Genomic DNA, 11,545 nt, shown 5'->3' on the forward strand with positions numbered 1-11,545 from the left:
CCGCGAAAGGGCCAGCACAGGTTGAAGATCAGCCGCGGGCCTTGTCGATGATCTCGATGTACTCAGGTGCATTGCGCTGGTCGGCAATTTGCTCGACGAAGGTCTTGCCGTGCTCGTCCTTGCCATCCAGGTCCAGGCCAGCTTCGACAAAGAAGCCGACAAAGCGCTCGAAATCGTCGACACGCAGCCCGCGGTACGCCTTGACCAGCTTGTGGTGCGACGGCGAGGTCACGCCATCGGCCGGTTCGAACTGGAGGAACGACTTGATGTAGTCATCGCTGATTTCGTCGCCGATTACCTGTTTCTTGTCTTTACGCATTGCCGACTCCAACTGGGCCATCACGGGATTTCGAAGGCCGGCAGTTTACCCCTCGCAGGCTGCGTGCCTCAACGCGTACGTACGGTGCCGGTGTGCAGGTCGGCCCAGATGTGGCCGTTGCCATAGGTGAGAAACTGCACGTACAAGGTCTCGTTGCGCAGCAGGTCCATGATTACCCGGTAGTCACTGAGCGGGTAATTCAGGCTCAAAGTGCGGCTTTTTTCGTCATACATGGGCTTCTTCAAGCTCTTGGCCGCTTCGCCGTCGAAGGTCAACAACACCTGCGCAATGGTCGCGCCCTTGCTCAACGGCTTGCCCTTCAGGCGCACCTGCAACGACGAGGTGATCGGGATCGGCTGCTGGTCGGATTGGCGCTGGGCCCCCACCACCACCGAGTAGTCGGTCACCTGCAGCAGTTGCTGGCCGGTCGGCGCTTCCTGGCGCAGGGACTGGTCGTCAGGCGGCAGGAACTGGCTGTGCAGCGGTGCGGCGGCGAGTGGCAGGCTGACCGCCAGCAGGAGGGGAAGAATCGCACGCATGTGAGGCTCCTTGAATGAAGGAGCACTCTAGCATGCAGGGCGGCGCTGGATTAAAGCCCCTTGACGGCGAAAATGCCGTTGGCATTGCGCCAGTAGCCTTTGTAGTCCATGCCGTAACCGAAGATGTAGCGATCGACACACGGCAGGCCCACGTAGTTGGCCTTGAGGTCCGGGCTGGCCTTGCGGTCGTGGTCCTTGTCGATCAGGACTGCGGTGTGCACCGAGCGCGCACCGGCATGCTTGCAGAACTCGATGATGGCGCTGAGGGTGTGGCCTTCGTCGAGGATGTCGTCGACGATCAGCACGTCACGGTCGATGAACGACACTTCCGGCTTGGCCTTCCAGAACAGCTCACCGCCGCTGGTCTGGTTGCGGTAGCGAGTGGCATGCAGGTACGAGGCTTCCAGCGGGAACTGCAGGTGGGTCAGCAGTTTGCCAGAGAAGATAAGGCCACCGTTCATCACGCAGAACACCACCGGGTTCTTGTCGTGCAAGTCCTTGCAGATCTGCTCGCCGACTTTGGCGATGGCCGCTTCGACTTCGGCTTCGGTGTACAGGCAGTCAGCTTCACGCATGACTTGACGGATGTGCTCGAGATCGGCGGACATGGCGCTCTCCGGGGGTGCATTTTGGAAAAGCGGGCAAAGGTACGCATCCGCTCGTCCCAGATCAAGCATTTATGGACTAACGTCCAGAATGACCAGACGACAGCACAGGCTGAATAGATTAATCTAGCGCGGTTTTTTTGCCCGCCTTTCGGAGCCCCCCTATGCCCACTCGTGAGATCCGCCACCCGCTGATCCGCCACAAGCTCGGCCTGATGCGCCGTGCCGATATCAGCACCAAGAATTTTCGCGAACTCGCCCAGGAAGTCGGCGCGCTCCTGACCTATGAAGCCACCCAGGACCTGCCACTCGAAACCTACGAGATCGACGGCTGGTGTGGCAAGGTGCAAGTTGAAAAAATCGCCGGCAAGAAGATTACCGTAGTACCCATCCTGCGCGCCGGCATCGGCATGCTTGACGGCGTGCTCAGCCTGATCCCGGGTGCCAAGGTCAGCGCCGTCGGCGTTGCCCGCAACGAAGAAACCCTCGAAGCCCATACCTACCTGGAAAAGCTCGCGCCGGACATCAACCAGCGTCTGGCCCTGATCATCGACCCGATGCTGGCCACCGGCGCTTCGATGGTCGCTACCATCGACCTGCTGAAGAAGGCCGGCTGCAAAGAGATCCGCGCCATGGTGCTGGTCGCCGCGCCAGAAGGCATCGAAGTGGTGGAAAAAGCCCACCCGGACGTGAAGATCTACACCGCCTCGATCGACCAGCGCCTGAACGAACACGGCTACATCGTGCCGGGCCTGGGCGATGCCGGTGACAAGATCTTCGGCACCAAGCAAAAGGACGCCTGACCATGCAGGACGGCTTCAACGACCCGCTCTGGCGCCAGGTCGTTTCGGGCGCGCAGATGCTCTTCGTGGCATTTGGCGCGTTGGTGCTGATGCCACTGATCACCGGCCTCGACCCGAACGTCGCGTTGTTCACCGCCGGCATCGGCACGCTGCTGTTCCAGCTGGTTACAGGCCGCCAGGTACCGGTGTTCCTGGCCTCCAGCTTTGCCTTCATCACCCCGATCATCCTCGCCAAGGGCCAGTTCGGCCTGGCCGAGACCATGGGCGGCGTGATGGCTGCAGGTTTCGTATACACCTTCATGGGCCTGATGGTAAAAATCAAAGGCACCGGTTTCATCGACCGCATGCTGCCACCTGTGGTGATCGGCCCGGTGATCATCTCCATCGGCCTGGCCATGGCGCCGATCGCTGCCAACATGGCGATGGGCAAAGGTGGGGACGGCGCAGCACTGATGCCGTACAAGACCGCCATGCTGATCTCCATGCCAGCCCTGCTGACCACCTTGATCGTCGCCGTGTTCGGCAAGGGTATTTTCCGCCTGGTACCGATCATCTCCGGCGTGCTGGTCGGCTTTGCCCTGTCGTTCGCCTTTGGCGTGGTCGACACGGCCAAAATCGCCGCCGCACCGTGGCTGGAAATCCCCAATTTCACCGCGCCGGCGTTCAACTGGCAGGCCATCCTGTTCATCGTCCCGGTTGCCCTGGCACCGGCGATCGAGCACATCGGCGGGGTGATCGCGGTTGGTAGCGTGACCGGCCGTGACTACCTGAAAAAGCCTGGCCTGCACCGCACCTTGCTGGGTGACGGCCTGGCCACCACGGCAGCCGGCCTGTTCGGCGGCCCGCCCAACACCACCTACGCCGAAGTGACTGGCGCGGTGATGCTGACCAAGAACTACAACCCGAAGATCATGACCTGGGCGGCGGTCTTCGCCATCACCCTGGCGTTTATCGGCAAGTTCGGCGCGCTGCTGCAAAGCATCCCGGTGCCAGTAATGGGCGGCATTCTTTGCTTGCTGTTCGGTTCGATCGCGGCAGTGGGCATGAACACCATGATCCGCCACAAGATCGACCTGGCCGAAGCGCGCAACCTGGTGATCGTGTCGGTAACTTTGGTGTTTGGTATCGGCGGCGTGCTGATCGGCAGCGGTGACGGCCCGGATGACTGGGGCCTGAAGGGCATCGCCCTGTGCGCCATCGTGGCGATTGCCCTGAACCTGATCCTGCCGGGCAATGATGGCTGGAAGCACAAGAAGCTGGATGATCAGTTGCCTTGATCCGGCTTTAACCTGCACCGGCCTCTTCGCGGATAAACCCGCTCCTACAGGTTTTTCCGTTTCCCATAGGTTAACGCTATACCTGTGGGAGCGGGTTTACCCGCGAAGAGGCCGGTACAGACGACCTGAAAATCAGGCCTTTTCGCACATATCCGCCAGCACCCTCACCCACTCCGGGTGATCATTCAGGCACGGCACCAGCACCAGTTCCCGCCCGCCAGCCTCGACAAACTGTTCGCTACCGCGCATGCCGATCTCTTCCAGCGTCTCGATGCAATCGGCCACGAACGCCGGGCACATCACCAGCAGCTTCTTTACGCCGGCCTTGGCCAGCTCATCCAGCCGCGTCTCGGTGTAGGGCTCGATCCACTTGTCCCGCCCCAGCCGAGACTGGAACGATACCGACCATTTGCCATCCGGTATGCCCATTTTCTGCGCAAAGGCTTTGGCCGTAGCCAGGCATTGCCCGCGATAACACACCGCACGCACCTCGGCGGATGCACCGTGGCAGCAATCGGCGATACGCAGGTCGTGCTTGCTCCCCTTTGGAAACAGCTTCTTCAAGTGCCGCTCCGGCAAGCCATGAAAGCTAAGCAACAGGTGGTCGTAATCCTGTTCAAGGTAAGGCCGGGCGCTGGCAGCCAGTGCCTCGATGTAGTCAGGGTGCTCGTAGAACGGCTGCAGCACGCGCATCTGCAGCGGCAGCTGGCGCTCGCTGATCACCTGTTTTGCCAGCTCGACCACAGTGGTCACGGTACTGTCGGCGAACTGTGGATAAAGCGGCGCCAAGGTCACCTTGCGCACGCCTTGGGCTGTCAGGCGTTCCAGCACTTCGGGCAAGGCTGGCTGGCCATAGCGCATGGCAATTTCCACCGGGCCATGGGGCCAGTGCTCGACCATTGCGGCCTGCAGACGACGGGTCAGCACCACCAGCGGCGAGCCCTCCTCCCACCAGATCGAGCCATAGGCATGCGCCGACTGCTCCGGGCGCTTGATCAGGATCAACGACACCAGCAGGCGCCGCACCGGCCAAGGCAGGTCGACCACGTACGGGTCCATGAGGAACTGGTTGAGGTAGCGGCGCACATCGGCCACCGAGGTGGAAGCCGGGGAACCCAGGTTGACCAGCAGCAGGGCGTGATCGGTCATGCAGCGTCCTATGTCAGAGGCGGCTGGACAGGTTGTCCAGGGCCGATTGCAGATCGTTGAAGCGGAAGGTAAAGCCAGCCGCCAGCAAGCGTACCGGGCGTGCCCGCTGGCCGCCCAGCAGCAAGGTCGACATCTCGCCCAGGCCAGCCTTGAGCAACAATGCCGGCACTGGCAGCAGCGCCGGCCGATGCAGGGCCCGCCCCAGGCGCCTGGCGAACTCGCGGTTGCGCACCGGCTCCGGGGCGCAGGCATTATAAGGACCGCTGGCATCGTTGTGCTGCAAGAGAAAATCAATCAGGGCGACCTGGTCGTCTATATGAACCCACGGCATCCACTGCCGCCCATCGCCCAATGGCCCGCCCAGCCCCAGCTTGAAAGGCACGCGCAGGCGCGACAAAAAGCCGCCATCGCTGGCCAGCACCAGCCCTGTGCGCACCAGCACCACGCGGATACCTTGCGCCTGGGAGCGCTGGGCTGTCTCTTCCCAGGCAATGCACAACTGGCTGGCGAAATCTTCGCGCACCGGTGGCGAAGCCTCGGTCAGTTCGCGTTCGCCACCGTCACCGTACCAGCCCACCGCGGAGCCGGAGATCAGCACGTGTGGGCGTTGCTCACGGGTGCCCAGCCAGGCCAGCAATTGCTCGGTCAGGGTGACCCGGCTGGCCCACAACAGGTTGCGCCGAGCAGCCGTCCAGGGCCGATCGGCAATCGGCGCACCGGCCAGGTTGACCACCGCATCAAGTTGATCGTCCGCCTCCAGTTGCTCCAGGCGGGCGATACCGCGTACGCCACTGCCGCATATTTTCGCCACCTGTTCAGGTCGCCGGCTCCAAACCGTAAGCCGATGCCCCTGGCCAAGCCAGTACTGGCAAAGATGCTTGCCAATCAAACCGGTGCCACCTGTCAGCAATATATGCATGGCTGTGTCCTCGCAGAGTGCGGCGGTGGTCTATTTTTAACATCAAGGCACTTTTTTGACCCGACGCTCTCGGATAAACATAGGCCAACCTGACCGCCAAAGCGGAATAACCTTATACAGAATTTCTGGATTGTACAGGTTTGCCTGACAGCGTAGTCTGCTAACAGCAAGGTTTGAAGAGGCCATCATGACAGTACCTATTGCCATCATTGGGGCCGGTATCGCCGGCTTGTCAGCCGCCCAGGCGCTGCAAAAAGCGGGGCAATCCGTGCATCTGTTCGACAAAGGCCACGGCAGTGGTGGGCGCATGGCTAGCAAGCGCAGCGAGGCCGGCGCGCTGGACCTCGGCGCCCAGTATTTCACTGCCCGTGACCGCCGCTTCGTCGAGCAGGTGCAACAGTGGGTTGCCGCCGGCTGGGCCGAGCAGTGGAAGCCACAGCTGTACAACTACCGCGATGGCGAACTCACCCCCTCCCCTGACGAACAGACCCGCTGGGTGGGCGTGCCACGCATGAGCGCCATCACCCGTGGCCTGCTCAAGGATGTGACAGTTAACTTCGGCTGCCGCATCGCCGAGGTGTTCCGCGGCAAGCAGTACTGGCACCTGCAAGACACCGAAGGCTGCAGCCATGGCCCTTACAGCCGCGTGGTGATCGCCGTTCCGGCACCGCAGGCCACGCCACTGCTGGCCTCCACCCCGAAACTGGCGGCCGTGGCTGCGGGCGTGCAAATGGAGCCTGTCTGGGCGGTCGCCCTGGCCTTCCAGACACCTCTGGACACCCCGATGCAAGGCTGCTTCGTGCAGGACAACCCGCTTGACTGGCTGGCCCGTAACCGCAGCAAGCCCGGCCGCGATGAGCAACTCGATACCTGGGTGCTGCACGCCACCTCTGACTGGAGCCGGCAGCACATCGACCTGCCCAAGGAGCAAGTGATCGAACAGCTGTGGGGCGAATTTGCCGAGCTGGTCGGCTGCGTGGTGCCGGCGCCCACTTTCGCCCTGGCCCACCGCTGGCTCTATGCGCGCCCCAGCAGCAATCATGAGTGGGGCGCACTGGCCGATGCTGACCAAGGCTTGTACGCCTGCGGCGACTGGTGTCTGTCCGGGCGGGTAGAAGGCGCCTGGCTCAGCGGCCAGGAAGCGGCGCGACGGCTGCTCGAACACTTGGAGTGATGTAGCGTTATACACAAATTCTAGTTTGCATAACTTCCCGGCTGTGCTGGAATAAACTTGTACAAGATTTTATATTCGTACAAGTTTACCGGAGGCAGCCATGCACGATCCTTCAGCCCACAGCAAGCCGCGTATCGCCATCAGCGCCTGCCTGACCGGGCACAGCGTGCGTTACAACGGCGGCCATAAGGCCTCGGACCTGTGCCGTACGCAGCTTGATGCCCATTTCGATTGGCTACCGGTGTGCCCGGAAGTCGCCATCGGCCTGGGCATACCGCGCGACCCGATCCGCCTGGTGGGCAATCCGGAACGACCGGGAGTGGTCGGCACCCGCAACCCTGGTATGGACCTGACCGGCCCGCTACGCAACTATGGCGAGCAGATGGCCGCCGAACTCGACGGTATCTGCGGCTATATCTTCATGCAGAAATCGCCCTCCTGCGGCCTGGAGCGGGTCAAGGTGTATCAGGACAACGGCCACCCGGCCATCCAGGGGGGACGCGGCGTGTATGCCCAGGCCTTCTGCGCACAGCGCCCGGACCTGCCAGTAGAAGAAGAAGGTCGTCTGCATGACCCCGTGCTGCGCGAGAACTTCATCAGCCGCGTGTACGCCTACGCAGACTGGCAGCGCCTGCTGGCCGAGGGGCTTAGCCGCGGGGGCCTGGTGCGCTTTCATTCGCGCTACAAATACCTGGTGATGGCCAATAACCCCCAGGCATACCGCACCTTGGGCCGCCTGCTCGGCAGCATGAGCAAGGATGACGACCCACACAGCATCGGCCCACGCTACTTCAGTCAGCTGATGCAGGCCCTGCGCCGCTGTGCCAGCCGCGGCACCCACTGCAATGTGCTGCAGCACCTCAGCGGGTATTTCAAGGACAGCCTGACGCAACAGGACAAAGCCGAGTTGCAGACAATCATCAGCCAGTACCAGCAAGGCGTGGTGCCGCTGGTGGTACCGCTGACCCTGCTCAAGCACCATTTGCGCAAGCACCCCGACCCGTACCTGCTGCAACAGGCCTACCTGCAGCCGCATCCGGAAAGCCTGGGCCTGCGCAATGCAGTCTGAAACCTTGCTACCCATCGGTGAACTTGCCCGACGCACGGGCGTAAACCCGGTCACCCTGCGCGCCTGGGAGCGCCGGTATGGCCTGCTCAAGCCGCAGCGCACCGCCAAGGGGCATCGCCTGTATCCGCTGGACCAGGTTGATCGGGTCGAGGCAGTCCTTGGCTGGTTGCAGCGCGGGGCATCGGTCGGCCAAGTACGCGAGCTGCTCGACAAACCCTCCAGCACGCCCCCCAAAGGTGACTGGCAAGCCCGGCAATTCCAGCTGATCGAGGCCATCGCCAACCTGTCACAGCGCGCCCTTGACCAGCAGCTCAACCAGGCCATGGCCCTGTACCCGGCCGTTACCCTGTGCGAACAACTGCTGCTGCCGCTGCTCGACCTCCTCGACCTGCGCTGGCGCAATTACTTCAATGCGCAGCTGGAGCAGGTGTTTTTCCACAGCTGGCTACGCAGCAAGCTAGGTGCCCGCGTCTACCATGACAACCAGTTATTGCAGGGCCCTGCGGTGTTGCTGGTGGAAGACAGTGAACGTGCCTTCAGCGCCGGTTTATGGCTATGCGCCTGGCTGTTCACCAGTAACGGGTTCCCAGTCGAGGTACTGGAAAACCCCGTTGCTGGCCCGCACCTGCAACGCGCGGTCAGCACACTCAACCCCCGCGCCGTGCTCCTGCACCTGGGGCCGCGCATCGATGGCAAGGCACTGCAACGCACCCTGCACAACCTGCCCATGCCAATCCTGGCCGGCGGCCCGACGCTGTTGCTGCATGAAGCGCAGCTGCGTGCCCTCGAGCTGCCCAACCTCGCCCTGTTCGACACCCCGCAGGTGGCATTGCGCTTGCTTCAAGCCCCATGACCGCCAGCCTGTAGAGATGAATGCCCCATGCACCTGACCTGGCTGCGCAGCGACCTGCGCATCGATGACAACACCGCACTCAGCGCCGCCACCGAGCGCGGGCCGACCATTGCCCTGTGGCTGGTCAGCCCCGGGCAATGGCAAGCCCATGATGACGCCGCCTGTAAAGTCGATTTCTGGCTGCGCAACCTGCGCGACCTGCGCCAGTCGCTGGAAGGCCTGAACATCCCGCTGCTGATCCGCAAGATCGACACTTGGGACCAGGCACCACAAGCCGTGCTTGAGGTATGCCGCCAGCATCAGGTGCAAAGCGTGCACTGGAACGACGAGTACGGCATCAACGAGCAGCGCCGTGACGATGCCACCCGTGCCCTGCTGGAAAAGTCGGGCATTCAGGCCCACAGCCACCTCGACCAGCTGTTCTTCCGCCCGGGCACCATCCTGACCCGCAGTGGCGACTACTTCCAGGTTTTCAGCCAGTTCAAGAAAACCTGCCTGGAGCACCTGCACCGCAGCCTGCCTGCCCTGGCTCATCGGGTGAAGCGTCAGGCACCGCTGCACATCCCTGCCGACCCAATACCGCAACACGTGGACGGTTTTGAAACACCCGCGCGCGCCTTGCGTGACCATTGGCCGGCGGGTGAAGCCGAGGCGCAGGCGCGGCTGTCCCGCTTTCTCGACGAAACCATCGATGACTACCAGCAACTGCGTGACCTCCCCGCCAAACCGGGTACCAGCCAGCTTTCGACCTACCTGGCCGCCGGCGTGATCTCGCCACGGCAGTGCCTGCACGGGGCACTGGCCAGCAACCGGGGTGAGTTCGACAGTGGCAGTACCGGCGTGCAGACCTGGATCAACGAGCTGCTCTGGCGCGAATTCTACAAGCACATCCTCAGCGGTTATCCACAGGTCTCGCGCCACCGCGCCTTCCGCGCCCAGACCGAAGCCCTGCCCTGGCGCGATGCACCGGCCGACCTCGAAGCCTGGGAACAGGGGCGCACGGGTTTCCCGATTATCGACGCCGCCATGCGCCAGTTGCTGCACACCGGATGGATGCATAACCGGCTGCGCATGGTCGTGGCCATGTTCCTCAGCAAGAACCTGTTGATTGACTGGCGCAAGGGCGAGCGGCACTTCATGCGCCACCTGATAGACGGTGACCTGGCTGCCAACAATGGCGGCTGGCAGTGGAGCGCGTCCACCGGTACCGACGCAGTGCCCTATTTCCGCATCTTCAACCCGATTTCACAGTCTCAACGTTTCGACCCTCAAGGGCATTTCATTCGGCACTGGCTGCCGGAGCTACGTGACATAAGCGAGAAAACTATCCATGAACCGATGAAATCCACGGATCTATTTGCTAATAATTTGTATCAAAGTCCTATGGTCGATCTCAGCAGCAGTCGCCAGCGTGCACTGGAAGCCTTCAAGGCCCTTCCACGTCGGCAGGATTAGAGGACAACGTCTTGACTGACTCACGAAGTTTTTGGGTTACGGGCGCCAGCAATGGACTAGGTCTGGCTTTGGTGGAACGCTTGCTCGAACAGGGCCATCGCGTTGCCGCCAGTGCTAAGGAAAGCGATGAATTGAATAGGTTGGCAGCGCAACATGGTCGGCGTTTTTTGCGCCTGCCGTGGCGGCTGCATGCCGAACCCGATGCAGCCGATGCCTGCCAGCAGATATGCCATGCCTGGGGCTCGCTGGATGGCTTAATCATCAATGCCGGTACCAGTGATTACCTGCCGGACGATGTAGCAGATAGCGAGCTGTTCGAGGCGATAGCCTCTACCAACCAGCTGGCAGGTGAGCTGTGCCTGACCAAAGCGCTGCCTTTGCTGGCCAAGGGCGATTCGCCGCAGGTGATGGCATTGTTCAACCGTTATTCAGCGTTGCAACTGTATGCACCGACACAGGTCATTGCGGGCTGGAACAACCTGCCGCAATGGATGCGTGAGCAACGCAAGCCTCTGAAGGAGCTGGGAATCGGGCTGACTGTAGTGGCGCCACAGTCGCTGAAGGTGACGGTGACATCGGTGCAGGCGATACCGGAGCAATGGACGCCACAGAGTGTTGCACAAGAGTTGCTGCGTCGGTGGCCGCAGGGGGAACCGGAACTGATCCTGGAAACCCTGGACGTCAGTAGCCTGTGGCCGTTGACGCGCTAATACCTGAAAACAGGGTTAGCTTCTTCGCGGGCGCGCCCGCTCCCACAGGAATACCCAGATCTTTAATGCTGCGGTATCCCTGTAGGAGCGGGTTCATCGAAGCGTCGAACCGCCGCGAAGACCCAGGCGCAGGTGAACTCAGAGTGCCATGCGGTAATGGAGGCTGTAGCTCTCCACACCATCGTTGGGCTGTTTGATACCCGCGTTGGAGTAGTGGATCGCCCGCACTCCGATCTCATGCCCGCCGGCAAAGCGCAAACCGAAGCCGATCCGGTCCTCGAACTGGAATGCCGAGCCTAGCTCGTTACTTTCCAGCTCGGTGCTGGAAAACGCCGCCACACCGATCCCCGCCTCGATGTAGGGCTTCACCGACTCCCCGGCAAATTCATAGACGAAGACTGGCGCAAACGACAGGCTATGGTTGCTCGCCGTCTCGTCACCATCCCAATAGGTGTAGGCCCCATCCCAGTAGCCGGTCAGCCGACCAACGCTGGTCTGCCACCAGCTCGCATCCCAGTTCGATTGCAGCCCTAATCGGTAGACCATGGTCGAGTCACCGGTTTGCCCTACCGAAAACGAAACGTCGGCAGCCTGTGCCGACATCGCTTGCCCCAAGGTAAAGGCAGCAGCCGCCGCCAAGCCAAGCAGTTTCCTCATAAGAAACATCCTTCTT

12 protein-coding genes and 1 pseudogene are annotated in these 11,545 nt (G+C 61.9%); 7 read left to right on the forward strand and 6 right to left on the reverse strand.

Annotated features, from left to right (window positions below; translation table 11 throughout):
- Nucleotides 1-28: 28 nt before the first annotated feature.
- The 3 genes from ABI582_RS21710 to ABI582_RS21720 all read right to left on the reverse strand — a co-directional run bounded on the left by ABI582_RS21710 (nucleotide 29) and on the right by ABI582_RS21720 (nucleotide 1,466).
- Complete coding sequence (locus ABI582_RS21710; protein ID WP_019470524.1) at nucleotides 29-319, reverse strand: PA4642 family protein; 291 nt, start codon at nucleotides 317-319, stop codon at nucleotides 29-31.
- Between the two features lie 68 nt (nucleotides 320-387).
- Entirely contained in the window at nucleotides 388-858 is a 471-nt protein-coding gene (locus ABI582_RS21715) for a hypothetical protein (protein WP_063423733.1), read from the reverse strand.
- Between the two features lie 50 nt (nucleotides 859-908).
- Nucleotides 909-1,466: a hypoxanthine-guanine phosphoribosyltransferase gene (locus ABI582_RS21720; protein WP_016501490.1), complete on the reverse strand. Its 558-nt coding sequence runs from the start codon at nucleotides 1,464-1,466 to the stop codon at nucleotides 909-911.
- Nucleotides 1,467-1,627: 161 nt separating this feature from the next.
- On the opposite strand from ABI582_RS21720, the gene upp reads away from it, so the two are divergent.
- Nucleotides 1,628-2,266, forward strand: a complete 639-nt coding sequence (gene upp / locus ABI582_RS21725) for a uracil phosphoribosyltransferase (protein WP_016501492.1) — start codon at nucleotides 1,628-1,630, stop codon at nucleotides 2,264-2,266.
- Between the two features lie 2 nt (nucleotides 2,267-2,268).
- On the forward strand, nucleotides 2,269-3,543 hold the full coding sequence (locus ABI582_RS21730; RefSeq protein ID WP_258655209.1) for a uracil-xanthine permease family protein: 1,275 nt from the start codon (nucleotides 2,269-2,271) through the stop codon (nucleotides 3,541-3,543).
- Nucleotides 3,544-3,675: 132 nt separating this feature from the next.
- On the opposite strand, the gene hemH is transcribed toward ABI582_RS21730, so the two are convergent.
- Both hemH and ABI582_RS21740 read right to left on the reverse strand, forming a co-directional pair.
- A complete protein-coding gene (gene hemH, locus ABI582_RS21735) occupies nucleotides 3,676-4,692 on the reverse strand; it encodes a ferrochelatase (protein ID WP_442120229.1) in 1,017 nt (338 codons plus the stop codon).
- A gap of 13 nt (nucleotides 4,693-4,705) precedes the next feature.
- The gene (locus ABI582_RS21740; RefSeq protein ID WP_368977930.1) at nucleotides 4,706-5,611 is read right to left on the reverse strand and encodes a TIGR01777 family oxidoreductase; all 906 of its coding nucleotides are present in this window, start codon (nucleotides 5,609-5,611) and stop codon (nucleotides 4,706-4,708) included.
- Between the two features lie 187 nt (nucleotides 5,612-5,798).
- Here ABI582_RS21740 and ABI582_RS21745 point away from each other — a divergent pair, with 187 nt between their 5' ends.
- The 5 genes and pseudogenes from ABI582_RS21745 to ABI582_RS21765 all read left to right on the forward strand — a co-directional run bounded on the left by ABI582_RS21745 (nucleotide 5,799) and on the right by ABI582_RS21765 (nucleotide 10,872).
- On the forward strand, nucleotides 5,799-6,785 hold the full coding sequence (locus ABI582_RS21745; protein ID WP_338746071.1) for an NAD(P)/FAD-dependent oxidoreductase: 987 nt from the start codon (nucleotides 5,799-5,801) through the stop codon (nucleotides 6,783-6,785).
- A gap of 100 nt (nucleotides 6,786-6,885) precedes the next feature.
- Nucleotides 6,886-7,854, forward strand: coding sequence for a YbgA family protein (locus ABI582_RS21750; RefSeq protein ID WP_338746070.1), 969 nt, complete (start codon nucleotides 6,886-6,888; stop codon nucleotides 7,852-7,854).
- Nucleotides 7,844-8,744: pseudogene (locus ABI582_RS21755) on the forward strand (MerR family transcriptional regulator). The gene ABI582_RS21750 and the pseudogene ABI582_RS21755 overlap by 11 nt, the downstream one beginning before the upstream one ends.
- On the forward strand, nucleotides 8,735-10,162 hold the full coding sequence (phrB, locus tag ABI582_RS21760; protein WP_442120230.1) for a deoxyribodipyrimidine photo-lyase: 1,428 nt from the start codon (nucleotides 8,735-8,737) through the stop codon (nucleotides 10,160-10,162). Before ABI582_RS21755 ends, phrB begins: the two are co-directional and overlap by 10 nt.
- A gap of 11 nt (nucleotides 10,163-10,173) precedes the next feature.
- The gene (locus ABI582_RS21765) at nucleotides 10,174-10,872 is read left to right on the forward strand and encodes an SDR family oxidoreductase (RefSeq protein WP_442120231.1); all 699 of its coding nucleotides are present in this window, start codon (nucleotides 10,174-10,176) and stop codon (nucleotides 10,870-10,872) included.
- A 138-nt stretch (nucleotides 10,873-11,010) separates the two neighbouring features.
- On the opposite strand, the gene ABI582_RS21770 is transcribed toward ABI582_RS21765, so the two are convergent.
- Complete coding sequence (locus tag ABI582_RS21770) at nucleotides 11,011-11,529, reverse strand: acyloxyacyl hydrolase (protein WP_063423725.1); 519 nt, start codon at nucleotides 11,527-11,529, stop codon at nucleotides 11,011-11,013.
- Between the last annotated feature and the right edge of the window lie 16 nt (nucleotides 11,530-11,545).

This window comes from Pseudomonas sp. SAS7 (genome assembly GCF_052112345.1).
In the GTDB taxonomy this organism is placed as follows: Bacteria; Pseudomonadota; Gammaproteobacteria; order Pseudomonadales; family Pseudomonadaceae; genus Aquipseudomonas; species Aquipseudomonas putida_Q.